Below are 24,048 nucleotides of genomic sequence, written 5' to 3'. Positions count from 1 at the left end.
CAAATTGTTCTGATTTAGTCTTGCACATCGGAGGCAGATCATCAAAAAAAGCGCCCTTTAAACTAAGGGCGCGAATCAACTAGATCGATTGCTTCCCTCCGACGGTGTTAACCAACAGGTTCTAAGGGTCAGGTTTTACCTTCTCAACGCGATGCGTCCCCCCGCAAATACTTATTCATTTTTTACGATATCTCAAGAATAAACGAAATTCCATGTTGAAACAAGAGATTATTTACCGATTTCCTCAGAAGTCGAAATAATTTTGCCGACGATGCCATAGTCTTTGGCTTCATCAACAGACATCCAGAAATTGCGGTCCGTATCTTGCTCCACTTTTTCAACCGATTGCCCAGTGGCTTCTGCGATCAACCGGTTGATCCGTTCACGTGTCCGAATGATTTCTTTTGCTTCGATTTGGATTTCAGTCGTTTGTCCACTGACACCGCCAGCCGGCTGATGGATCATGTAGCGAGTGTTAGGCAGGCTGTAGCGATTTTCTTTTTCAGCAGCCAAGAAGATCGTGATTCCAGCACTTGCCACCCAGCCAGTACCGATCATGTTGACTTGTGGTCGGATAAACTTGATGACATCGTGAATCGTATCACCAGATTCCACATGACCGCCAGGACTGTTCACATAAATGGTGATTGGATCATCATTTAATGCGGAAAGCAGCAAAAGCTGAGAAGTAATATCTTTTGCTAATTCTTGGGTAATCTCGCCATAGATCAAAACCGTACGTTGATCCAGTAATTTTTTTCGATACACGTCAGGGATCTCATTGGTTTTATTTTCGTTTTCTTCATTTTCGTCTAAATAGAACATCAGAACACCATCTTTCTTTGATTATTTATCTATTATAACATAAGTGATTAAAATGGATGAATACGGACGTTCACAACTAAAAGCGCGGAAAAAAGCTATTCAACACGGGAAAATTCTTTTATACTACTGACTAAAGAGAGTAGATGGAAGGAGCCTCCTAATGAATGTAAATGATCTGTTAAAAATCCCTTCTATGAAAGGGGCGAGTGTTTTGGCAGGTAAGAATCAACTGGATCGTTTAGTAACGACAGTGTCCGTATTAGAGGTTTCTGAACCGGATGCTTACAGTAAAATGCCTATCAAAGGTGAATACTCAGGCAATGAATTTGTCATTACCTCCTTTGCTCAAGTTGCTGACAATGTGGAAAAACAACTGGAAATCGTTTCGATCTTACATCAGCACAGTCAATTGGGAATCATCTTGTACTATGTCGGAATCATCATGCCAGAAGTCTCTCCTCAGCTAATCAAGCGCATGGATGAACTGCAAATGATCTTGATCGTGATGCCAAGAAGCCGGATGGAACTGCGCTATAGTGAAGTTATCTCTGAAGTACTGACTTACGTAAACGAGGAAGAAGCACAGATCGAAAACCAGCAGGATATTTTGATTGAAACGATTCGCAATTTGCCGCAACAGCAGCACCAAATCGAAACCGGGTTAAGCATCTTATCGGATAAATTGAAATGCAGTCTTTTTTTACTAAATGAAGAACAGGAGATCCTATTATCCAAGTCTTGGCCGCGAAGCTTAGATGCTCATTTAAGAGCCTGGTTCCAACGATCGACACAAATCACACAAAAAAATGCTGTCATCGAAATGCAGCAAATGGTTTATTTTTATACAAAAACGCGATTGAATCTGCCTTCACTGGCACAAAAATACACGCTTGCTATTTTCCGCAAGGATCCGCTGTCTGACTCTCAACTATCCAGTCTGCAAACAATGACAGAAAAAATGATCAAATTTTTTGGGGAGGATCAGCTGTTAAATACAGGGCAACAATTCTTTTTCGCCTGTCAAACAGGAGATTTTTCAACAGCCGCTTTATTAGCTAAAAAAGCAGGAGTCGAACTGACCCAGCCCTTTGATTTTTATTGTTTCCGCAATCATTTAGGCGATAGTCGATTAAAGGAATGGGTGACTGTTCACTCAAACAGCCTGTATTATCAAGAAGCCAAATTTGAATGGCTGATCGGAAACACAATCAGGGAACCCGAGGAGAGACCCCTACTTATAAGGCAGCCTTCAGAGTTCTTGTTTGAGGCAAAGTCGATTCCTTCGTTATCACTTGTTCAAAAGAATATGCAGCTGATCGAGGAGTATCTGCCAGCTTTAACACGAGTTTTCCCAGGAAAAACTCGCTTTATTCCAGAAGATTTGACTCTCTTGTCCGATGTTTCTCGTGAGTTCAATCCAATAGAGTTTGATTCCTATTTGGAAAAAGAGATGATTCACACATTGGCGGCCTATTTTCTAGATCATGACGAAAGTATAAACAGAACGGCCAAAGCACTTTTTCTGCATAATAATACGATAAAATATCGGATCAAAAGAGCCCAAGAACTTTTAAAAATGTCTTTCGTCCACACTTCTTCGCGTTATTTATTGGTGAAGAGTCTAATTTATTTTCGGAAATATCATTGATATGGTAAGGCCTTTGTCAAAATAGACAAAGGCTTATTTAGTTTTTGATCACACAAACATAGTCAGTTTCCCCGCTCTTCGCTATACTGTTAAAAATATTTATTTATCAGAAAATTCAGAAATGAGGGAAACGGATGGAGGAAGTAGCAGAAACAAACACGGGAAATTACGAACGGGAACGAGTGCCGGAAAACAAGCGGAAGCGTTGGCTCTCGATCAGCATGGTCTGGATCGCCATTGGGATCGATCTTTCAGGAATGTTTATGGGCGTGGCTCTTTCACAAGGAATGGCGTTTTGGACAGCCGTAGCCGCAATCATGATTGGTTCAGTAGTGCTAGGGATATTGGCTGTTGGTACAGCTTACATTGGTGCCAAAGCGGGATTATCAACGGGAATGATTTCCCGTGTGGCCTTCGGGAAAAATGGGGCAGCTTTGATGGGTGTGATCATGGGAATTTCCTCTTTAGGCTGGTTCGGTGTACAAATTGGTTTCTTCGCAGAAAATATTCGTGGTGCAATCGATCAGTTGACCGGCACCTCCTTGCCTTTATGGCTGCTCTCATTCATTGGTGGGGGATTGATGATGCTCTCTGCCTTCTGGGGCTATCAAGCCATTGAAAAACTATGTACGTATTCTGTTCCCCTGTTGGCAATTTTGATTATTGTCGCTACGATCATGTCAGTGAACAACCAAGGGACCTCCGGATTGACAACCGCACCGCAGGGAACACCAATTTCTTTTGGCCTTGCTGTTTCTTTAGTGATTGGTGTGTATATGGTGGGAGTTGTAATGGCGCCAGACGTGGCAAGATGGGCTCAGAATCCTAAACAAGCAATGATCGCCGGTTTTGTTGGCTTCACCGTGGGCAACAGCTTTATGATTATTATTTCTTTGATCTTAGTCAAAGTGATGAATACCGCTGATCTGACTGCTGTTTTCTTTGCATTGGGGTTGGGAATTCCTTCGATCTTGGTACTTACTTTGGCACAATGGACAACGAACACGAATAATTTGTATTCTGCTTCTCTAGATTTTTCCATCGTTTTCCGGCGAGCAAACCCAAAGATCATCACTTTTATCAGCGGTTCGATCGGAATTTTAATGGCAATGTTAGGGATTTATGGAAAATTTGAAACATTTCTTTCTATTATTACGGTATTGGTTTCGCCAATTGCTGGGATCTATTTGATTGACTATTTTTTCTACAAAGAAAAATACGATTTCTCTTACGAAAACAAATTAAAGGATTATTATCCTGTCGCTATTGTTTCTTGGATCATCGGCAGTGTGATCGCCTTTATGACGAGTGCTCCTCCAGCAGGATTTGGCATTTTCAGCCTCACGAATGTTTCAGCTTTAGATGGGATCATTGCTGCGGGGATTTGCTACTTTATATTGAATAAACTGACAAAAGGACGGTCGTAACAACATGGAATGGATCACAGTTGATGATTTAGACAATATTGCCATTGGGGCTACTTTATTAGGTACAGGCGGAGGAGGCGATCCGTTTGTCGGCAAATTGATGGCCTTACAGGCACTTCAAAAATACGGCCCCGTTAAAGTGCTGCAGGTGGAAGAGTTAGATGATGAAGCCTTGGTTATGCCCGTAGGATCGATCGGTGCGCCGTCTGTTTCTAACGAAAAAATTGCTTCAGAAGAAGAAGTATTTGCACCAGTCGAAGCGCTGAAAGATTTTTTTGATCGACCGACACAAGCAATCATGCCGATCGAAATTGGCGGTGGCAATTCGTTACTGCCGATCGCTTGTGCAGCAAAAATGGGATTGCCGATCGTGGACGCAGACGCTATGGGCCGGGCGTTTCCTGAGTCCCAAATGGTCACCTTCTTTTTGAAGGGGTATCAACCAAATGTTGTCGCAATGGCAGACAGCCAAGGGAACCGGATCGTTTATTACCCCAAAGATGGCGAATGGTCGGAAAAAATCGCTCGAGCTATAACCGATGTGATGGGTGGAAATGCCAACATGGTTGACAATATTTTTCCAGGAAAGATTGTGAAGGAATGTGGGATTCGCAACACACTCAGCCTAGCGAAGCAAATTGGCGAGACATTGACACGCCTGGCGGATGTGACGTCTCCTGTCCAAAACTTGTTGGAAATGCTGCAGGGTTATTCCCTGTTCGAAGGCAAAATCAATCATATCGAGAGAAATGTCGAGGGAGGCTTTACCCGGGGAAGAACGACGCTGAGCGGGATTAATCAAAACAAAGGTGACCAGCTTGAGGTGTTTTTCCAAAATGAACTTTTGCTGGCAAGAAAAAATGGTGAAGTGATCGCTATGACACCCGACTTGATTTGTGCACTGGATCATGAAACGGGCCGTCCAATCACGACAGAGACGTTGCGTTATGGTGCACGGATTCATATGATCGCGCTGCCTTGTGATCCTAAATGGCGAACGGATCGCGGGATCGAAGTCGCTGGGCCAAAATATTTCGGATATGACATTTCATATACACCAGTGGAGAACTTGATGGGGGAAAAGGGAAATGTATAGATTAGGAATTGATGTGGGCGGAACAAATACAGACTGCGCCATTTTAGATGAACACCTACACTGTGTCGGTAAAGTGAAGAGTCCCACCATGGAAGACGTCAGTCAGGGAATCCATTTGGCGATCCAAAAGGTGCTGCAGGAAACAAAAATTTCAGCAGAAAAAATCAATGTCGTCATGTTGGGAACGACTCATTGTACGAACGCGATCGTTCAGCGCAAAGAACTTAGCAAAGTCGGGATCATCCGCCTGGCTAAACCTGCCACTACCTCGGTAGAACCCATGATAGGCTGGCCGAAGGATTTGGCAGAAAAAATGGATTGCTCTTCATTCGTTGTTGCAGGAGGTTATGAATACAATGGGGACAAAATTGCAGAAATCAGCGAGTCTGAAATTCGTCTAGCTTGCCAAAAGATGAAAGGCAAAGTAGAAGCTGTCGCAGTCGTTGGTGTGTTTTCTCCTGTTAATAATGATCAAGAGAGAAAAGCAGGAGAAATCGTTACCCAAGAACTTGATGTTCCAGTAACATTGTCCAGTGAGATCGGCTCCGTTGGTTTACTTGAACGGGAAAATGCAAGCATTTTAAACGCTGCATTAACCAAAACGATTGTAGAAATGATCCATGGTCTGCAGCAAGCATTAACGAAGAATTCCATCACTGCTGATGTTTATATTTGTCAAAATGACGGCACACTGATGAATTTATCGAAAGCCTTGAGTTACCCTGTCTTGACTATCGGCTGTGGTCCTACCAATTCCATTCGGGGAGCGGCTCATTTAAGCGGGTTAAAAAATGCGTTAGTCGTTGATGTTGGCGGTACGACGACAGATATCGGGGTGCTGAAAAACGGGTTTCCTCGTGAGTCTTCTCTGGCAACCGTTATTGGCGGGATTCGGACCAATTTTAGAATGCCCGATGTTCTTTCTATCGGTCTTGGAGGAGGAACGATCGTCCATCAAGGTGAAGCAATTAAGGTCGGTCCTGAAAGCTTAGGCTACCGTATTTTGGAAGAAAGCTTGGCTTTTGGAGGGCAAACCCTCTGTGCCACGGATATCGCCATTGCGAATTGTTCGCAGCATGAGGTAACTGGTGCAAAATCACCTCAGCTTGATACTCAGTTGGTTGCTGAGGTGAAAGCGGAAATCAAGGAACTGATCGAAGAGGCGATTGATCAAATGAAGACCGACAGTGGAGAGGTACCTGTTGTTCTGGTCGGCGGAGGGAGTATTATTTTACCCCAAGAAATGGCTGGCGTTTCCGAAGTCGTTATTCCTGAAAATTACGATGCTGCAAATGCGATAGGCGCAGCATTAGGTGAAGTTTCAGGTGAAATAAACTCAATTTATTCGTTGGAAGGGACCACCCAAGAAGCGGTGGTAGCCAAAGCTCTGCAAACTGCAGAAAAGGAAGCAATAAAATCCGGTGCCATCGCTGAGCATCTAGTTCCTATATCAATCGAAGTCATTCCATTAGCTTATCTGTCAAAACAAGCAGTCAATGTTAAGGCTAAGGTGGCAGGGAAGCTGAAGCTATAAAATACTACCATTTCTCACATCACGCTCGAAAAGGAGTGTGATGTGTTTTTGATTTTAGAAGCTCATTTTAAATAAAAAAATCATTTAGAAATTTATTTTTTCCCCTTAAAACGGCACTGTAAGCTGATTTATCGCCTGATAAAATAATTCGTGGTAGAGTGGATTTAAGGAAGGAGGGAAGACGTATGATGAAAATAGTCAAAGATGTTCGATTTTGGGCAAGCACCATTGGTGTTACCCTTTTGGGAATGCTCTCAGGGATATCTGCAACAAATGCACGTGCTTATTATCAGGAGTTGACACTGCCTTCATTTGCGCCTCCAGGATGGTTGTTTGGTCCAGTATGGATCGTTCTTTACATTTTGATGGGTGTGACCTTTTACCTTATTTTGATCCATCCTAGCGAGACGCAAAAAAAAGTGATGATTCCATTGTTCATTGTTCAGTTCATTTTGAACTTCTTATGGTCTCCAATCTTTTTCGGATTGCAAAATAATTTATTGGCAGTCGTCGACATCACTGCTTTGTGGATCTTATTAGTGATCCAGCAGCTTTACTATCTGCGACACAAGCCGCTTGCCATGTGGCTGATGGGTCCTTACTTCTTATGGGTCACCTTTGCTTCCGTATTAAGCTACAGTATTCTATTTCTAAATTAATCGTAAACACTGACAAACCCTGTCAGTGTTTATTTGTTATACTGAAGTAGGTGATGATGATGACAACAAATCGACTATTTCAATTATTGTTTTACCTGATGCAGCATCCGCAAACCTCTGCCTCGATGCTGGCAAAGGAGTTTGAGGTCTCTGTGCGGACAATTTACCGAGACATTGATCGTCTGTCGCAAATGGGACTGCCGATCTATACGGAGACCGGACGAAACGGAGGAGTCGGTTTATTGGACAGTTTCATGCTGGATCGTTTATACATGACAAACGAAGAGCAATCCGAGCTTCTAGATGGGCTATCCAGTTTGGAAGCCGCTGGTTTTTTGAATACCGATCCTTTATTGAACAAACTGAAAAGTTTATTCAAAAATGAGCGTGATCCTTCGATCGATGTCGATTTTTCACGCTGGGGGGCGGACACTTCGACAGAGGCCGCGAAATTTCAAGAACTCAGACAAGCGATCCAACAACTTCAATCGATAGAGATTTGCTATGTAAATGAAAAAGGACAAGATTCTATTCGCAAAGTTGATCCGTTGAAGCTATTGTTTAAAGACCACAGCTGGTATCTTTATGGCTATTGTCACCTGAGGAAAGCGTACCGTCTATTTCGCTGCTCTCGTTTACTAAAGATCAAGGTGCTGAATGATTGCTTTGAAAGAGAATCTGCTTTTCCCCCCTATGATTATCAGACGGAACGTTTTGAATTCGTCCGATTGAAATTGGTTGCCGATCGCAGGATTACTTCGCGTTTATTGGACATCTTTGGATCAGAAGTAGTCACTTTCAATCAAGAAAAAGTATTGGTCGACGTAGAGTTAATCGAAGGAGAGTGGATAGTATCGTTTTTACTTTCATTAGGTACAGCAGTTATCGATATCTCACCGGTATCTTTAAAGAAACAAGTCGCAAAACAGCATCAAGCCGCATATCACCAATTGAGGAGGAAGCAAAATGAAAATCACTGTTCGTGATGAATTGGCCACTTATATTCAAGAGAACTACTCAGAAGAATGTAATGAACTACTTGAGTATCTCCCAGCACACCAACTAAACACACAATCGATCAAGGCAATCATGCTGAACGAAATCGCCGCACCTACGCCCGAGGATGACTTCTACAGTGATCAGGAGCTTTCTTATTATATGGAAACAACGGTCCAATTATTCGAAGAAGCCGGCTTTCCAATCAAACGAGTAGAGGAATTACTAAATGCGGGAATCTACATTACCAATGTCGTCAAGACACCGAGTGTATCGGGAAAGATTCAGCCAGCGGATATTGACCACTATTTACCTCTGCTTCAAAGAGAGCTGTCACTGTTTCCAGATGCGAAAGTGTGGATGCTGATGGGGGATGTTGCAAGAAAAGCGGTAAACCGTATCAGTAAGCAAGAAACAAATAAAAATGCCTTACCTGCCACTTCCACCTATAAACTGCGCCACCAAGAAAACTACTTCAAAGAGATTCGGCTGCTGCCAGCTTACATCATGACGGGGAAAAATTTAAAGATCGAAAAATCGAAGCGTGTCATGTCCGCAGAAGAAATCTCAAAAATGCTCCAAATCATTAAAGAATAGCATCGAAAAAGGCTGAATCGCTTCAGTCTTTTTTTTGTTGTATAAAAGATTGCGAAACCATTTATTCCCTTGAATTTCCGAATTTTTCTCAAAAATAGCAGATTTATGAGAAAACTCTTGTTTTATAAAAGAGATAATTCAAACGAGAAGGCTTCTCATTTGACTGCTGCATCAAGTATCACGATGATTCACAATATTAAAATCCATATAAATATGTTATTTTAAAACGGTTGGTACATATTTTTTGTTTTTGGATATAAAATAATTAAATTATAATGATTATAAAATGGCGAGTTTATCTATATGAGAAAACGCTCATAAAAAAACATTGAAAAACCCTTGATTTTCAACAAAAAATATGCTCAACCATTTTTTTCTTTTTAAAGTAAAATTATGCAAAAATTGTTTTAAACCTTGTTAAACGGGCGATATATAAGCTTTTTATATTTATATTTAGTTATCTTAAAATCTACAAACTCTTGAATTCCCATTTGTGTTCTACCATTAAAGTACAAGAAGGACACTTATGGATATATTTCAGGAGGCGAAAATAAATGTCGAGCTCAAAAATGATAACTTTGATTGTAACAGTTGCTTCGCTAACTCTCTTCGGAAGTTTAGTTATGTTACCATCTTCTTTTGCTGACTCTGATTCACAAAAAATGGAACAAACTGAAACGAGTGATACGAAAAAAGCTCCACAATCATCTAAAAAGGAAGAAAAAAAGGAAACATCAAAATCATCTGCCAGTCAAGAAATTTCTGAAGCAAGTAAAGAAAACATCGAGGAAAATGTTAGTACCGAGGAAGCAGTTCAACCTGTTGTTACTGAAGATCCAGTTGCAGAAGAACCGATTCAAGAAACTCCTCCAGAACCAGTTCAGGAAGCACCTCAACAAGAGGTTGTTGCAACACAGCCAGCAGTAACACAGGAACCAACCAGTCAGTATATATCCACTCCTGAAAATGAGAGCAGAGGCAATGGTATGGGGCCTATGCAGTTAAATATTGCTGGATCGATCATCTCTTATTCAAATGCCGGTCAAGGCTCTGGCCAAGCGATAATCGATGGCAATCATGGTGTAGCAGCTACTTGGGGAGGTGCACCTGTTCAATCCGGAAACGATGGATTAAACACACATATTATCGGGCATAACCCTGGAGTATTCAGTGCCCTGTTTTCTGTAGGGCCAGGCTCTGTCATTGAAGTATCTGATGCTGCTGGTCAAGTGACTTCATACATTGTACAGTTTACTGTCGATGTGGATGATTACGCCGTGGGTACGAATGGTGTTGATTATTGGGATCAAATGATCGGAAGCGGTGGAGGAGAACGAATCACCTTGCAAACGTGTATCAATGATGTGACAAACCGAGTGGTATTTGCTAGTAAATAGTCATCAAAAACCCTCAATTGTGCTCCTAGAGCATGATTGAGGGTTTTGCTGTTTAATCGAATTTTAGATGAGGAAAATTCTCATCTAGAGCCATTGCTTTGTCTAATTATTCTGACAATTCTATTATTTTAGTGTTTTTTTATACTATTATGATAATTTTTTCACAATAGAATGACGATAAGATAAGAGAAGGGTTAGAGATAAATATATTTTTTGACAAAGTTCGAAGAATTTATAAAATAACAATTTGTTGAATTGGAGAATCAACTTAAAAAATATTTAATAAATAAAAATGTTTTTTTAGTTATTTTGAATGATTCAATATGTCCTTAACATAAGCAAGTAAAATAATTTAACATCATATATAATAGTTATTTTAAAAATAAAGGATTTCATAATTCCCAACATCCAACCTAATATAAAAAACAGAAATGCGTATCAAAAATCAAAATTAGGAGGATGATCCATATGTTGTTCCCAAGAGTATTATTGTTGTTAATTAGCTTTGTCACTTTGGTCACCAGTGAAAGTTCTGTTATTTATCCGTTTTCTTATGAAGAAAATCCTATTGAAAAGACAGAAGATGCAAGTACAGCGACATCAAAATCAACTGCAAAGAAAAAGGAGGAGACAAGCACATCTGTCGAATCAATTTCTACATCAAGCAAAGAATCAAAAGAACCTGACTTTGTTCAGACAGAAGAAAGTATAGAGTCAAAGATTTCCCCGACCCTTGAAACTACTCCAGACAGCACAACAGAACAAACACCCACGATTGAAACAGAACCCTCTGTAGTTGAAGAACAGCAAAATCCAGCACCCGCACCAGCTCCTGTACAGCATGAATCCAATCAAACTCCCGTCATTGAAGAAACAACCAGTAACCCTTCGCCTGCACCAAACCCTCCAGCAGGACCCCCGGTTATGCAAGCCATGATGCTAAATATCGGAGGCTCTTACATTCCTTATTCAAATGCCGGTCAAGGTTCCGGACAGTCTGTGATCGACAGCAACTCTGGAATCGGTGCAACCTGGGGAGGTGCTGCTGTGCAATCTGGAAATGATGGGATGAATACCCACTTCATTGGACATAATCCTGGAGCATTTTCTGCATTGTTTTCTGTGGGGGCAGGATCCGCGATTCAGGTTTCCGATGGGGCCGGACAAGTAACCTCCTACACAGTACAATATTGTGTCACCGTCGATGACAACGCCTATGGCAGCAATGGCGTTGACTATTGGGATCAAATGATCGGCAGCGGTGGGGGTGAGAGGATCACCTTGCAAACGTGTATCAATGACTCCACAAACTTGGTTGTTTTTGCCAGCAAATAACGAAAAAAGGCTGTGACATCGCTGTCACAGCCTTAGGGTTAATTTTACTACGCATCAATTGCGATATCCTCATGCAGAAAGGAATAAATGTTTTTGGCATTTTGAAAATAGGCGATTCCCAATTGATGAATCCGCTTCTCTGAAGCTTCTTTTTGGATGGACACAATCAGCTCGTAAATGCTTTCCCGATCTGAGGCGGAGAAAAAATTATTTACGATTAGGCAATGCTCTCCGTGGTATTTCTCAATCGGATTGTTGCTGATCACGATATCGTAATCGTCTAAGATAGCAAAATCATCCTCATCAGAAAATAGGGTTGGAGAAGGGTATACTTCTAAAATGACTTTGTCGCCATACTGAGAATAAAGAAAATCCTTGAGCATTTCTGCGTGCTTTTTGCCTAAATTGCTGACAATCATGATCGAAACCTTTTTTCGCAGCTGTTCCAATTGAATCGGTAAATTGGTCCATTCCTTGACCAGCAGCACAAGGATATCGTGCATCCGAATGCTGGTCCAAAGTTCCGGTTTTTTTCGCTCGATATCTTCAAGATACATAGAAACGATCGCAGAAAAAGTTGGATAAACGTTCAAAATTTCTCTTGCCATTCGCTTTTGATTGTCAAATAGCAATGTTTGATTATAAGGGTAAAGGTTATACTGCAGATACCAGGATTTCATTTGTTGGATAATTTTACTTTTGTCCTCTTCAAGCAATGGGAAGTCGACTGCTTGCGAGAGTTTGGTTAAGAAGGTTTCAATTTTGTCGTGTATGCGAATCTCCTGTTGGTGATTGTCCCAGGCATAAAACTCGTAATAAACGGTACGTCCAATGCCTTTATACCAGCGTTCCCGCAGAGAGTAAGGGGAGTGGGCCAGCAAGCGTTTTGCCAGCGGTTCACTGTACTGAATCACCTGATCGATCACATCGTCTGGCTTATCGTATTCTTCTTCAGAAATGAAAAAGCCTTGTCCCATTCGAATGAAGCTGACCATCAATAAAAAAGAACACAGCTGAATCTCACGGTCATCTAAAGAAACATCAAAATCGGTAGAGGTACGCATAATGAAACAATAGGTCTCTTGCTGATTGGTGTATTCAAAGGGCCAGTCATTGACTCCATAGGCCTCTTTGAAATATTCTGTGTAAAAAAAGCGAACCCAGCGTTCTTCCTTCGCAGTGATACGAAAGGGGTTTCTTTCCAGAGTAAGTCCACGGTTTTCTAAAAAGCCCTCAATATTGTTTGCCATGCGATAGAAGGAGGCTTCGCTCATAAATAGCTCATTGATCCAAAAATCGGCATCTTCATTTGGTCGATAAAGCAGCTTTTCAATAAACTGGAATTCATCACATTCTTGAAAAATCAATGCATAGACATTAGCCAATTTATTAGAGGCTAGATTATTCAAACGAACCCCTTGAAATTTGGAATACTCTACAAAGATATACTCGCCCCAAAATTCATTGATATAATCAATATCTGTCAACAGGGTTTTGGGCGAACAATCGATGTAGGTCGTCACATCTTTCGTTGGACACCAGCTCGCAAATCTATCCAGAAACTCGATCAGCATGATCTTCCGATAAATAGAAGTACTTAACAATGTTCTCATAAGAATTTCCTTTCCAGAAAAACTGTTGTTACTTTTATTTTACAGAAATTTTGAGCAAAAACCACTAAAATATGCTAGTTGCAAAGGAAAATATTTTTTTGAATCCGTTGGACGCAATTGCTCCGCAACTCTGATTTATTTGAGAAATAAGGTGATAAAGCCAGATGGAAAATATGAAGGCCTATGCTGATTGAATCATCTTTCTAAAAAATGTACGTTTTTCGGAAAGATGAACATAAGAATTATTCAGATAAAGTCAAAATAGTGTAAACATTGGTAAATGAGCCATTCTAACATCATTGTACACAAATGGATCCTTGCTAGTAGATTTTTACACACCGTTTGCTTTTTCGAACCATCTTCCTTTTTATTTACAGTCAATCATTAAACAATCACGCTAAACCATTAATCGTTTCTGGTTATGGCACTGAACTTATTTTTTCTGTTTTATAAAATTTCGGATGAACATTGCTCTCAATTAAACTTTTTTGTTTCAACTTGATGTATCTGGTTCATTCATTTAAATCTATTAATTTCAACAAATTCAGATTCTTTATTTGTTTACATAAAATATTTACGTGCAACTTTCACAAAAGATAAGTTTTTTTAGAAAATAAAATAACGCTATCACTCTCCCGTTTTATTTTAAAAATCAAGTTTTTCTAAAATAAAATTACATCTCTATTGACAAATTGGTCTAATCCAATTATACTAATGATAGAGTTAACCAACTCCTCTTTTCAAAAATAGGTCTATACAGGAAGGTGTGTTTATGCTTAAAGAAAAAGCCAATGAAAAAATCGATCAGCTTCTTGAACAAATGCCCTTCTTTATTCAAGAATTTGTTGAGATAAAAATTGCTGACGAATACTCCCCTAATACGATTCTCGAGTATCTAAGAAATTACCATCAATTCTTTCAATGGTTGATCGAACAAAAGCAAGTTCCAGAAAAGTCTATTAAAGAACTTTCCATCGCTTCTTTGGATGCGCTGCAGCTTCGAACCGCTACACAATACAAATCTTATCTATTAAGAAGAAAAAAACAGAACACGAAGCGAATTAATCAAGACGGATCAAAAAAACAATCGAGTGCTACTCTGTCAAAAGTAACGATTCAGCGAAACATTACCGCTTTGAAAGTACTTTTCAAGTATTTGGCAGAAAGCTCTAACAATAGTCAAAACAACCCCTATCTTTCCCACAACATCATGCGGGAAATCGCGAATGTTTCTGATCGGCAAACCTTACAGTCCCGAGCAGATCTATTGGAGGAAAAATTATTCTTAGGTGATGAAACGGAAAATTACCTGGAATTCATTCGTGATACCTACCCAGAAGCTTTATCCGCTCAAGCGATGAAATATTACCGTCGTGATTGCGAGCGAGACTTGGCGATCAATGCGCTGATGTTGGCTTCGGGACTACGCTTGTCGGAAGTTGTCAGTATTAACTTAAACGATATCAACTTTGAACAAAATCGTGTGACTGTCGTTCGCAAAGGCAACAAAACAGATTCAGTTCGGATCGCGGCTTTTGCGATGGAATACTTGGCTAATTACGCTGCAATCAGAGAAAGTCGCTACCAACCGGACAACTATGAACATGCCTTCTTCCTTTCTATCAGTAAAGGCAAAGCCAAACGAATCACGGGCTCCGCAATCGAAAAAATGGTTGAAAAATATTCTTCGCAGTTCAAGATTCGTGTGACACCCCATAAACTGCGTCATACCTTAGCAACTCGCTTATACCGTCAAACCAATAATTTAGTACTGACCGCACAACAGTTGGGCCATAGCTCTACGACGACAACGACTTTATACACACATATCGAAAATGATGAAACGACTGATGCGTTAAATTCGTTGTAAAAATGAAAAGTAAAAAACCTTAAATCACTTTTTGATTTAGGTTTTTTTATATTATACGTCAGTAAATCTTATACAATTGATGCCACAAAGCATTACCAATCACACCATTCACTTTCTCTACTGTTATATAAATTTCAGCCTTTCTACAAGCCTGATCAGTTCAAATAATGTTCATTGTTCTTTTTTCCCAGTTCCAGAATATGGATGAGGATGGACACCACCGAGAGAAGCCGCAGAAATAACGCTACAAAAGGGGCAAGGTTGAGCTCAGAACCACCAAGACCACTGCGAGGAGATCGTGATTGCAAACTCGCAACTCTCATCGATTTTCCCGATTTCATTTCCTTACTGCAACATAGTTTGCATATGTCTTTTCCTTATTTGAATGTCTCCTCTTCTTTTCAGCTATTTTGGTGCAGTCGTACAACCTGCTGCCAAACACGTTTTGATGGGCAGCTTGTTGCCTTTCTTCTTTCTCAACAACATTTGATATCACCTACATTAGCCTGTTTCCCGATTATAGAGTAAACGTATTTCTACATGATGCTCTCTACCCGCATCATATTGAATAGTTTCCTGACGCTGAAAACCCATACTTTCATAAAGTCTTAAGGCAACCACGTTATCGATCTCCGCACCGGTATAAAGGCTCAAAACATCATATGAAAGGAAAAAGTAGTTTAGGAACGCATGGAGCGCCTGTCTTCCAAGTCCTCGTTCTTGATACTTTTTATCGAGCATAAAACGGCTCATCGATCACCCACTAAGTTCTTCGTCGAGATGAAAGAGAATAAAGCCGACCCTTGTTTCATTGTTGGAAATAGCAAGAGGATACATTTCTGGATCGTAGGCGGCTTGTACTAATGAAAATACATTAGGTGCAATATAGCGATTTTGAGTATCATCGACACTCAGGTCGATGCACTCCAGATAATTTTCCTGACTAACTGATACAAACTGTATTGTCATAAATCAATCATCCTCCGAATCTATCATTCTAAAATTAGCCAGCGACTTAACCCAGCGTCAGCCATTTCAACTCACCAGTTGTTCGAAACTTCTTCACTGGATTAGATTTACTTTGCAAATACATAACGGCCACGCTCTGCATCCAACAGCGTAAACCCGCAAGATAACAGCGCATTTCGTGACGCAAAGTTGTTGGGGCCTATGTCTGCAGTTACTCTCTGTGCATCTGGGAGTTGCATAATTCTGATCACCAGCTGGTCGATGACTTTCTTGCCAAATCCTTTGGCCAAATAGGTTTCCTCCCCTATGAGATAGTCAATGCCATAGGAACCTGCCAGAGGTAATGTTCCAAAGTCTTCTTCGTCGCTGTCCGAGCACCGATAATATTGGCACATCCCAATCGGCTGTCCTTGCCAAGTCGCAATCAGGTAGGTCAGCCAGCTGAATTCCTCATTACGCTCACTGATTTCAGTCATCCAGTCGTCGATGGTGATGCCCATATGAGGTATTTCGTACCATCTTTTCACATGATTCTTATGCAACCATGTTTCCACTAGAGGCACATCCTTCTCCTCCAACGGCCTCAAATCTAAATCTGCCATATCTCATCCTCCTTACCCGTTTTCAGCAATGATAATCAGTTGCTTACTATTGTTTTCATACGTAATACGGACACATGTTTAACAATTCCAATCCCTGCCTGCGATAGTCCTCATCCAGCAATATCTAGTAAACAATCTCGTACTAGTTGCTGGTCATGATACAGTTCAAGTACTTGGATAGTCTGAAACGGCCCATCATTTTGAATGGATTTCCATGCATTTATCAAGCTCAAAAAAAAGCATCTCACATTGTCAGAAGTACTGCTAATCATGAAATGTTCTTTTTCTATCAGTTGTTCGTCGTAATTGCGAACGAGACTTAACGATCGACCACTGATATTGGCTATTAATCTGTTACCAGCATTCACTTAAACGATCTCGATTTTGAACAGAATTGTGTAACCAGCGTTCGCAATCGAAAATAATGAACCCTTTGGTGTGTTAAACTCGTTGTAACTAAAAAAGGAAAACGTTACTGTTCTCCTTTTTCTTACTTCATGGGAAGTCTCATTTTTTCTGTCAAAAAATATCTTTATGAACTGTCCAAGTCTACTCTATTATTTTCAACTCATGCTTCGAATAAGGCAGTAGTTTCTCAATAATATCTTTCGTTGCAATTTTTAAATATCCTGTGGTAGTGCCATCACTGCAGCCATACCATTCATCATCAACTACCTCTTGATCGAAAACGATCTCTATGTTGTTCTCAACATCAATTAGCGCACTGAAGACAGTCGCTGCACCAATTTTGGTCTCCAACATTTTAGCCATTGCTTCTTTAGAGGCAAATGACACACGGGCGATACCCAATGACTGACTGAACTCTTTTGACCGAAAGGGTTTATCTCCTCTTGTTACAAAAAGATAGAACTTTGTTTGCTGGCGATTGCATAAGAACAAGGTTTTTACCATGTTCATCTTCAAGCGAGCGTTGACTTGCTGGCAATCTTCCATTGTAATTACCTCATCTGTTGATACTCGTTCAAATCGAACTTTTAACTTTTCCAGGGCTTGATATGTTTTTTCCTGCAAGGAAGTTTCTATTCTTTCAGGTTTTCTGGTATAGATCTCACTCACCGTAATCATGTTTTCTCCAACTTTCTAATTGCATTCATTGCAAAACTAGCATATCATAAGGTTATTCATTACAAAAAAGAATTATAATCATATTATACATGATGAAAACAGATGGAAAGAGTGATTCAATTGGATATGAATATCCAAAAATACATCTCCTTTGTCAAAGTAGTTGAATTGGGCAGTTTTACAAAAGCAGCAAAGGTGATGAGCTATTCACAATCCGCCATTAGTCGCATGATCAATGATTTGGAAAATGAGTGGGGGATCATCTTGTTAGAACGCAACCGTGCCGGTCTTCGTTTAACTTCTGACGGCTTAAATATTTACCCATTGGCGAAACAGCTTTGTCAGCAATACGAAGCGGTTCAAAGACGTTTAGAAGAATTAAGCGGTATTCAAACGGGCGTGATTCGAATTGGTACATTTTCAAGTATGGCTACTCATCGGCTACCCGATCTTTTAAGTGAGTTCAAAAAGAAGCATCCCAAAATTACGTTTGAGCTGCTTTTGGGTGACTATGATGAGATTGAAACTTGGATCATGAATGGACGAGTTGATTTTGGTTTCTTACGTTTGCCAACGCTGCCGGAGTTAGAAGTTCAGTTTATCGAAGAAGATGAACTGATGGTTACATTGCCTAGGGAACATCCCTTGACTAAGCAAAAAGAAATTTCTTTTCACGATTTAGAAAAGCTTCCTTTTATTCTATTAGAAAAAGAAGGAAATTCTGATGTCACAAAATTATTGACACACCTGAATGTCTCGTTGAACATTCAGGCCACCACCTGGGACGATTATGCTATCATGGCTATGGTCGAAAAAAATCTAGGCGTCAGCATTCTCCCGCGTTTGATACTACAACGTATCTCCTATAAGATATCAATTAGAAAACTAGATGTACCTGCTGTTCGAACAATTGGATTGGCCTATAAGGATAAGCGGATGCTTTCTTTGGCTAGTAAAACTTTTATTGAGCTATGCAAATCACTTTAATAAAATGAACAGCGGCTGATTTCAGATTGAAACCAACCGCTGTTTCGCTTCTAAACACGAAGATGATTTTCAAATTTTTCTTGAATCAATGCAAGATGAAAGTCGGACAGTGAATGAAAGGCCAGACATTCAAAATCAGGCTTTTCGATATGGATATTTTGGTCTATCAAAACAGGGGTAAAGCCGTATTCCGCTGCTTTTTTCAATCTTTTCCGTGAATGATCCAAGAAATATTTGGTTGACCGATCAAAGGTAGGTTGGCGTAATAACTCTTCCAGTTCTTTTTCATCATTAAGTTTAAAAACAGGGATCTCTTCTTGATCGGTATCGAAGACAGTTGAATCGTTAAAGGCAACGATAGCAGTTTTCAAGTTTCTTTGATTAGAATACGCCATTAATTTTCGACAGTCTGCTGTCATACACGGATCATGATCCGTTGTGTCTAAAAAAATCTCTTCCGCTGCAAGCATGATCGTTTCCATTTTTCTCCCTCCTCCTTTTTATTCTAATTGATCTATTAAAAGTGACAGATCACTTTAAACCTTACTTAAATTTAGTGAAAATATTCACGAATAGCTATATACGAATTATACGTATCCTTTAGCTGAATGTCAATTAATAGATCATTCTTTCACAAACGGAGGCCGCCATACTTTATCATTCCACTTTTCTGCAAATGCTCTGTCTTATTCTAATAATAAATAGTGTAGAATTCGTTGAGGATCATCGTAGAAAAGTTTAGTTTCTCGGTAAGCGATTGTCTCTTCTAAAGCAACTTCTTGCATTCGTTCTTGTGAAAATTGGTAGATTTTCGCATTCGGATAGGCCATCAAAATCGGTGAATGGGTCGCAATAATCAACTGTGACCCATTTTTAACGAGTCTATGGATTTCCTGCAGCAAAGAGAATTGTCGGTTCGTCGCCAATCCTGCCTCCGGCTCATCTAACAAATAGAATCCCTGACTGCCAAAGCGATGAACGATGATCGAAAACAATCCCTCACCGTGAGAACGTGTGTGAAGCGACCGGCCGCCATAAGAAGCGTAAGTCTCTTCTGGAAAATCTGCCGCTATCTCTTCTAATTCGGAGGCAACATTGTAATAGGTCTCAGAACGCAAAAAGAATTTTGTTTTGGGGATAGTGCCCTTTTTGATTAATCGAACATACTTATGAAGGTCTGAGTGACTGTTCACTGTTGAAAAATTAAAATTTTGTGTTCCACCTTCCGGGTTGATTCCATAAGCAACAGCAATCGCCTCTAAGATCGTTGACTTGCCAGTTCCATTATCTCCCGAAAGAAACGTTACGGGTGTATCGAAAGCTAGTCGACCCTCGTTTTTTATCAATTCTTGAATGGCGGGAACTTCAAATGGGTACCCTTTGCGAGGCAACGAATCCTCGAGAATTAATCCGAATACAAACATGTTGCCGATCCATCTCCTTTTGACTCTAGTAGAATCAGTATACCGCAAATTTAGAATGATATGAAATGACCGACCCCCAAAGGCTGGATTGGTTCATCTAGCTTTTTGGGGTATGATCAATAGTATTTTTATTCTTCGTCTACAGCAAAAATGAAAGCTTCATAAGGAGTCAACGCCGGATCCAATGTGTTTCGTTCTGGCCTATTTTTTAAGACGAAGCGTCCATTCAGATCTCTTAAATCTTCAGGAATCGATTGGTTGTGATTTGAAAAGTTGGCCAGTATATACCAACTCGTTTTTTTATATCTGCGTTTGTAGATAAAACGTGCCGGATCCTCTTCATACAATAGTTCAAACTCGCCTTCTGTCATCAGTTCCTCCGTATGCCGAAGTTCAATCAGCTTTTGATAAAACTTGAAAACAGATTTCTCACTGGTTTGATCAAAAGCTACATTGATCAACGAATAATCAGGATTCAACTTAAACCAAGGATCAGCATCGCTAAACCCAGCATTTTGGCTGTCATCCCATTGCATAGGTGTCCGAGCATTATCACGGGTAATCTTGTGAACCGCTGCTAGAAATTCTTCTTCAGAAATTGTCTGTTGCTGCTTCACGTAGAACTCATAATTGCCTTGCAACTCCACATCTTCATACTCATCAATTGCAAATTTAGGATTGGTCATGCCGATTTCTTCCCCTTGGTAAATAAACGGTGTTCCTTGCAACCCATGCAAAACTGTCGCAAAAGCAGTGGCACATTCATAACGATACTCCTCATCATTTCCCCAACGTGAAATCACTCGGGCACGATCGTGATTTTCAAAGTATAAGGCATTCCAACCACGGCCTCGCAATTCTTTCTGCCAAGATGCAAGAATTTTTTTCAATGCCGGCAGATCCATTGGCTTTAAGGCCCAGCGACCATTAACATTACCTTTGACTCGATCTACGTGCATGTGCTCAAAGGTAAAGATCATATCCAGCTCTTCTCGGGCGGGATCCACTAATAAATGGCCGTCAGGTGATTTAGCCGCTGGTGATTCACCGACACTCATCATAGAAAAAGGCTTCAAAACTTCTTGATTCATTTCGTGAATAAATTCATGCATACGTGGACCATTTTGTTGATTCTCGGTAGTGAACGGACGTGGGTTATCAGGGAAATCTAAATTCTTGGAGATAGAGGTCACTACGTCCATGCGCCAGCCGTCTACTCCTTTCCCTTTCCAAAAGCGCATCATATCATAAATGTATGAGCGAACGGTTGGGTTTTCCCAATTTAAGTCTGGTTGTTCTTTGGCATAATAATGCAAGTAATACTGCTGACGAGATTCGTCCCAAGTCCAAGCGGAGCCGCCAAAGCTGGAGCCCCAATTATTTGGGACAGAGCCATCTGTTTTTGCATCCTTCCAAATGTAAAAGTCGCTAAAATAATTATCCTTAGATTTGCGACTCTCCTGAAACCAAGTGCACTGATCTGACGTATGATTTGCCACAAAATCCATCACAATTTTTAAATTTTGCTGATGTGCTTCTTCAATCAACTGATACATTTCGTTGTTAGTACCAAACATTGGATCAATCCTACGATAATCGGCAATGTCATAGCCATTATCAATTTGCGGTGATAAGTAAACGGGACTGATCCACAAAGCATCAACACCAAGCTGTTTTAAGTAGGGAAGCTTTTCGCGGATACCATTGATGTCACCAATCCCATCTCCATTTGTATCCTTAAAACTCTTAGGATAAATTTGATAAAATACTGCTTTTTTCCACCAGTCCTGCATTTACTCATCCTCTACTTTCTGTAAAATCCATTGTTGGCTGTAATAATCCTGCTTCACTGGATCGATAGCTAAACCGAAAGCCATTAATTCATCTCCATGACGTTTCTCGCCAGTTGGAAGCAAGTACAAGCCTTCTGGATTCAAACCTGTTAGTTTCAAGCGCTTGGATGGTGAATTAGGTTTAGCATGAATTTGGACATAAGAAACTACTACCTGCTGCTCATCCAGAAACAACCAAGCTTTAGCATTATCCTTTACTGGTACTGCCAACCGATAAAACGTTCCTAATTGCACCGTCGAACGAATTTTCTTAAATTGTTCAATTTGTGCTTTTATTTCCATTTTTTCTTCCAGTGGGATTTTGGACAAATCCATTTCATAACCAAAATTTCCCTGCATCGCGACCACTCCCCGAGTATTCAAAGGAGTTACCCGACCAATCTGATGATTCGGGACTTGAGAAACATGGGCACCCATAGAAATCGCAGGATAAATCAAGCTAGTTCCTTCTTGAATAGCCAAACGTTCAATTGCATCCGTATCATCACTGGTCCAGGTTTGCGGCATGTAGTACATCATTCCCGGATCAAACCGTCCGCCACCTCCGGCACAATTTTCAAATAGGATATCTGGAAATTGCTCAGTTACTTTGGCTAACACACGATACAATCCCAGCATATATCGATGATAAAATTCTTTTTGTTGGCTGCTGGTTAAGGCATTTGATCCAGTTTCCGTCATGCTGCGATTCATGTCCCATTTGACGTAATCAATATCATAACGCTGGAAAAGTTCTGACAAGGTTTCAATCAAACAATTCTGTACTTCAGTGTTTGCTAAATCTAAGACAAATTGTCCGCGAGAATAAGATTTCAATCGCCCTGGAACCTCAATACACCAGTCTGGATGTTGACGATACAAATTACTGTCTTCAGAAATCATTTCTGGTTCTACCCACATGCCGAAGTCCAACCCAATTTGCTTAATTTGGGTAATAAAGTGTTCTAGCCCTTGTGGAAATTTTTGCGAATCCACGAACCAGTCACCTAATGAACTGCTGGTATCATCGCGATGACCAAACCAGCCATCATCCAAAACAAATAACTCTACACCCAGATCTTTGGAAGATTGTGCTAACTCCAACAGCGCTTCTTCTTGTAAGTCGAAATAGCAGGCCTCCCAGCTGTTGACCAAAATTGGCCGTTCCTTTTTAGCGAATTTCTTCGGCAGCAAATAATTTTGATATGCCTGATGATATTTGTGCGTTAATTCCTGTAGTCCATGCTGGCTGTATACTAAGATAGCTTCTGGTGAAACGAAGGTTTTTCCTGGCTGCAGCTGCCAGCCAAATAGTGTACTATTCATCCCAATTTGCATCCGAACAGCATCCTGCATTTCTACATCAACGGTTGCTTCAAAATTCCCGCTGTAGACTAGATTCATGCTGTAAACGTCCCCATTAGTTTCAGTCGCTTCTTTTTCCATTAAAGCAATAAAAGGGTTGTGCTCATGACTGCTGCTGCCACGAGTACTTTCTACTCGATAATTTAATTGGCTTAGAGGCGTCCGTTGGATATGTGTTTCTCGTGCCCAAGAACCGCTCAGATGCAGCAAATCCAAATCGCTAGTTGGTAATTCAACACAGGCACTGTTTAGCTGATTAATTTCTACCGGATCATCGCCAACATTTTCCAATTCACTATGCCGAGTAATGATATCCGCTTCTTCAAACAAGGTATAAAATAAAGATAGATTGATTTGCTGATACGCATCGTGCAGTGTAATTTTCAGCGTCTCACAATCGATGCTTTCCCGCAAACTTGGTAATCCTTTTAACACGGGCTTACCTTGGATGATTTCGTGAGTAACATAGCGAAAATCACTAATTTGCGTTCCATTTTGAAATGTCAGTTGATAAGCTGGTTTGCGTAAATCACTATTGCCAAAAGCCGGATATTCTTGAGGGAGACGTTCCAATTTGTATTCCTTAATATGATCTGTATCCGCTATGTAGCTGGCACGTTGAATCTCTTTCAATACATAATCAGGGAGACGCTTGGCTAAGCGGCTCCCCCAATATAGATGAAAAAGATGATTTTGTTCGTTTTTTTGCATGAAATAACTTGTTTGTTTTCCCTGAAGATGAAAAATACCAGTTGCTTCATCAAACGTAATCATTTTTTCGTCCTC

21 protein-coding genes are annotated in these 24,048 nt (G+C 40.4%); 11 read left to right on the top strand and 10 right to left on the bottom strand.

Annotation, left to right across the window (positions count from 1 at the left end):
- Positions 1-228 precede the first annotated feature (228 nt).
- Complete coding sequence (locus NRIC_RS02380) at positions 229-825, bottom strand: ATP-dependent Clp protease proteolytic subunit (protein WP_146621100.1); 597 nt, start codon at positions 823-825, stop codon at positions 229-231.
- Positions 826-985: 160 nt separating this feature from the next.
- On the opposite strand from NRIC_RS02380, the gene NRIC_RS02375 reads away from it, so the two are divergent.
- The 9 genes from NRIC_RS02375 to NRIC_RS02335 all read left to right on the top strand — a co-directional run bounded on the left by NRIC_RS02375 (position 986) and on the right by NRIC_RS02335 (position 11,514).
- On the top strand, positions 986-2,473 hold the full coding sequence (locus NRIC_RS02375) for a PucR family transcriptional regulator (protein ID WP_146621099.1): 1,488 nt from the start codon (positions 986-988) through the stop codon (positions 2,471-2,473).
- A gap of 134 nt (positions 2,474-2,607) precedes the next feature.
- Entirely contained in the window at positions 2,608-3,900 is a 1,293-nt protein-coding gene (locus tag NRIC_RS02370) for a cytosine permease (RefSeq protein ID WP_146621098.1), read from the top strand.
- 4 nt (positions 3,901-3,904) lie between these two features.
- Complete coding sequence (locus tag NRIC_RS02365) at positions 3,905-4,996, top strand: S-methyl thiohydantoin desulfurase family protein (protein ID WP_146621097.1); 1,092 nt, start codon at positions 3,905-3,907, stop codon at positions 4,994-4,996.
- A complete protein-coding gene (locus NRIC_RS02360; RefSeq protein ID WP_146621096.1) occupies positions 4,989-6,530 on the top strand; it encodes a hydantoinase/oxoprolinase family protein in 1,542 nt (513 codons plus the stop codon). The genes NRIC_RS02365 and NRIC_RS02360 overlap by 8 nt, the downstream gene beginning before the upstream one ends.
- 188 nt (positions 6,531-6,718) lie before the next feature.
- A complete protein-coding gene (locus NRIC_RS02355; RefSeq protein WP_146621122.1) occupies positions 6,719-7,189 on the top strand; it encodes a TspO/MBR family protein in 471 nt (156 codons plus the stop codon).
- A gap of 59 nt (positions 7,190-7,248) precedes the next feature.
- Entirely contained in the window at positions 7,249-8,175 is a 927-nt protein-coding gene (locus tag NRIC_RS02350) for a helix-turn-helix transcriptional regulator (protein WP_175579978.1), read from the top strand.
- Positions 8,156-8,782: a uracil-DNA glycosylase family protein gene (locus NRIC_RS02345; protein ID WP_146621094.1), complete on the top strand. Its 627-nt coding sequence runs from the start codon at positions 8,156-8,158 to the stop codon at positions 8,780-8,782. The genes NRIC_RS02350 and NRIC_RS02345 overlap by 20 nt, the downstream gene beginning before the upstream one ends.
- Positions 8,783-9,336: 554 nt before the next feature.
- Positions 9,337-10,179, top strand: a complete 843-nt coding sequence (locus NRIC_RS02340; protein WP_146621093.1) for a sortase domain-containing protein — start codon at positions 9,337-9,339, stop codon at positions 10,177-10,179.
- Between the two features lie 468 nt (positions 10,180-10,647).
- The gene (locus NRIC_RS02335; RefSeq protein ID WP_227873713.1) at positions 10,648-11,514 is read left to right on the top strand and encodes a sortase domain-containing protein; all 867 of its coding nucleotides are present in this window, start codon (positions 10,648-10,650) and stop codon (positions 11,512-11,514) included.
- A gap of 47 nt (positions 11,515-11,561) precedes the next feature.
- On the opposite strand, the gene NRIC_RS02330 is transcribed toward NRIC_RS02335, so the two are convergent.
- Positions 11,562-13,127 carry an AcpB/EbpR/MafR family transcriptional regulator gene (locus NRIC_RS02330; protein WP_146621091.1) on the bottom strand — a complete coding sequence of 522 codons (1,566 nt, stop codon included), beginning with the start codon at positions 13,125-13,127 and terminating at the stop codon, positions 11,562-11,564.
- Positions 13,128-13,899: 772 nt separating this feature from the next.
- Between NRIC_RS02330 and xerS the strand changes: the two genes are divergently transcribed.
- On the top strand, positions 13,900-14,997 hold the full coding sequence (xerS, locus tag NRIC_RS02325) for a tyrosine recombinase XerS (RefSeq protein ID WP_146621090.1): 1,098 nt from the start codon (positions 13,900-13,902) through the stop codon (positions 14,995-14,997).
- 501 nt (positions 14,998-15,498) lie between these two features.
- On the opposite strand, the gene NRIC_RS02320 is transcribed toward xerS, so the two are convergent.
- From NRIC_RS02320 to NRIC_RS02305, 4 genes are all read right to left on the bottom strand, one after another.
- Positions 15,499-15,750: a GNAT family N-acetyltransferase gene (locus NRIC_RS02320; RefSeq protein ID WP_146621089.1), complete on the bottom strand. Its 252-nt coding sequence runs from the start codon at positions 15,748-15,750 to the stop codon at positions 15,499-15,501.
- Between the two features lie 3 nt (positions 15,751-15,753).
- Positions 15,754-15,966 (bottom strand): hypothetical protein, encoded by a 213-nt coding sequence (locus NRIC_RS02315; RefSeq protein ID WP_146621088.1) that lies wholly within the window; start codon positions 15,964-15,966, stop codon positions 15,754-15,756.
- Positions 15,967-16,073: 107 nt separating this feature from the next.
- Positions 16,074-16,568: a GNAT family N-acetyltransferase gene (locus NRIC_RS02310; RefSeq protein WP_146621087.1), complete on the bottom strand. Its 495-nt coding sequence runs from the start codon at positions 16,566-16,568 to the stop codon at positions 16,074-16,076.
- A 549-nt stretch (positions 16,569-17,117) separates the two neighbouring features.
- Complete coding sequence (locus NRIC_RS02305; protein ID WP_146621086.1) at positions 17,118-17,654, bottom strand: prolyl-tRNA synthetase associated domain-containing protein; 537 nt, start codon at positions 17,652-17,654, stop codon at positions 17,118-17,120.
- Between the two features lie 102 nt (positions 17,655-17,756).
- On the opposite strand from NRIC_RS02305, the gene NRIC_RS02300 reads away from it, so the two are divergent.
- A complete protein-coding gene (locus tag NRIC_RS02300; RefSeq protein ID WP_227873712.1) occupies positions 17,757-18,641 on the top strand; it encodes a LysR family transcriptional regulator in 885 nt (294 codons plus the stop codon).
- A gap of 50 nt (positions 18,642-18,691) precedes the next feature.
- Here the strand turns inward: NRIC_RS02300 and NRIC_RS02295 are convergent, their stop codons facing one another.
- From NRIC_RS02295 to NRIC_RS02280, 4 genes are all read right to left on the bottom strand, one after another.
- Positions 18,692-19,123, bottom strand: coding sequence for a hypothetical protein (locus NRIC_RS02295; protein ID WP_146621085.1), 432 nt, complete (start codon positions 19,121-19,123; stop codon positions 18,692-18,694).
- Between the two features lie 204 nt (positions 19,124-19,327).
- Positions 19,328-20,065: an AAA family ATPase gene (locus tag NRIC_RS02290; RefSeq protein ID WP_146621084.1), complete on the bottom strand. Its 738-nt coding sequence runs from the start codon at positions 20,063-20,065 to the stop codon at positions 19,328-19,330.
- A gap of 128 nt (positions 20,066-20,193) precedes the next feature.
- Entirely contained in the window at positions 20,194-21,858 is a 1,665-nt protein-coding gene (locus NRIC_RS02285) for a glycoside hydrolase family 13 protein (protein ID WP_146621083.1), read from the bottom strand.
- On the bottom strand, positions 21,859-24,036 hold the full coding sequence (locus tag NRIC_RS02280) for an alpha-galactosidase (RefSeq protein WP_146621082.1): 2,178 nt from the start codon (positions 24,034-24,036) through the stop codon (positions 21,859-21,861). It lies immediately after the preceding gene.
- Positions 24,037-24,048 lie beyond the last annotated feature (12 nt).

The sequence above is a fragment of the Enterococcus florum genome, assembly GCF_004309355.1.
Lineage (GTDB): Bacteria > Bacillota > Bacilli > Lactobacillales > Enterococcaceae > Enterococcus_A > Enterococcus_A florum.
The sequence above is the reverse complement of the archived record's forward strand: the minus strand, read 5'-3'. Positions and strand labels throughout refer to the sequence as shown.

Excerpts from the sequence above, each read along its gene's own strand:
- NRIC_RS02380 (WP_146621100.1), bottom strand. The coding sequence starts at position 825 with ATGTTCTATTTAGACGAAAATGAAGAAAACGAAAATAAAACCAATGAG.
- NRIC_RS02375 (WP_146621099.1), top strand. The coding sequence starts at position 986 with ATGAATGTAAATGATCTGTTAAAAATCCCTTCTATGAAAGGGGCGAGT.
- NRIC_RS02370 (WP_146621098.1), top strand. The coding sequence starts at position 2,608 with ATGGAGGAAGTAGCAGAAACAAACACGGGAAATTACGAACGGGAACGA.
- NRIC_RS02365 (WP_146621097.1), top strand. The coding sequence starts at position 3,905 with ATGGAATGGATCACAGTTGATGATTTAGACAATATTGCCATTGGGGCT.
- NRIC_RS02360 (WP_146621096.1), top strand. The coding sequence starts at position 4,989 with ATGTATAGATTAGGAATTGATGTGGGCGGAACAAATACAGACTGCGCC.
- NRIC_RS02355 (WP_146621122.1), top strand. The coding sequence starts at position 6,719 with ATGAAAATAGTCAAAGATGTTCGATTTTGGGCAAGCACCATTGGTGTT.
- NRIC_RS02350 (WP_175579978.1), top strand. The coding sequence starts at position 7,249 with ATGACAACAAATCGACTATTTCAATTATTGTTTTACCTGATGCAGCAT.
- NRIC_RS02345 (WP_146621094.1), top strand. The coding sequence starts at position 8,156 with ATGAAAATCACTGTTCGTGATGAATTGGCCACTTATATTCAAGAGAAC.
- NRIC_RS02340 (WP_146621093.1), top strand. The coding sequence starts at position 9,337 with ATGTCGAGCTCAAAAATGATAACTTTGATTGTAACAGTTGCTTCGCTA.
- NRIC_RS02335 (WP_227873713.1), top strand. The coding sequence starts at position 10,648 with ATGTTGTTCCCAAGAGTATTATTGTTGTTAATTAGCTTTGTCACTTTG.
- NRIC_RS02330 (WP_146621091.1), bottom strand. The coding sequence starts at position 13,127 with ATGAGAACATTGTTAAGTACTTCTATTTATCGGAAGATCATGCTGATC.
- xerS (WP_146621090.1), top strand. The coding sequence starts at position 13,900 with ATGCTTAAAGAAAAAGCCAATGAAAAAATCGATCAGCTTCTTGAACAA.
- NRIC_RS02320 (WP_146621089.1), bottom strand. The coding sequence starts at position 15,750 with ATGAGCCGTTTTATGCTCGATAAAAAGTATCAAGAACGAGGACTTGGA.
- NRIC_RS02315 (WP_146621088.1), bottom strand. The coding sequence starts at position 15,966 with ATGACAATACAGTTTGTATCAGTTAGTCAGGAAAATTATCTGGAGTGC.
- NRIC_RS02310 (WP_146621087.1), bottom strand. The coding sequence starts at position 16,568 with ATGGCAGATTTAGATTTGAGGCCGTTGGAGGAGAAGGATGTGCCTCTA.
- NRIC_RS02305 (WP_146621086.1), bottom strand. The coding sequence starts at position 17,654 with ATGATTACGGTGAGTGAGATCTATACCAGAAAACCTGAAAGAATAGAA.
- NRIC_RS02300 (WP_227873712.1), top strand. The coding sequence starts at position 17,757 with ATGGAAAGAGTGATTCAATTGGATATGAATATCCAAAAATACATCTCC.
- NRIC_RS02295 (WP_146621085.1), bottom strand. The coding sequence starts at position 19,123 with ATGGAAACGATCATGCTTGCAGCGGAAGAGATTTTTTTAGACACAACG.
- NRIC_RS02290 (WP_146621084.1), bottom strand. The coding sequence starts at position 20,065 with ATGTTTGTATTCGGATTAATTCTCGAGGATTCGTTGCCTCGCAAAGGG.
- NRIC_RS02285 (WP_146621083.1), bottom strand. The coding sequence starts at position 21,858 with ATGCAGGACTGGTGGAAAAAAGCAGTATTTTATCAAATTTATCCTAAG.
- NRIC_RS02280 (WP_146621082.1), bottom strand. The coding sequence starts at position 24,036 with ATGATTACGTTTGATGAAGCAACTGGTATTTTTCATCTTCAGGGAAAA.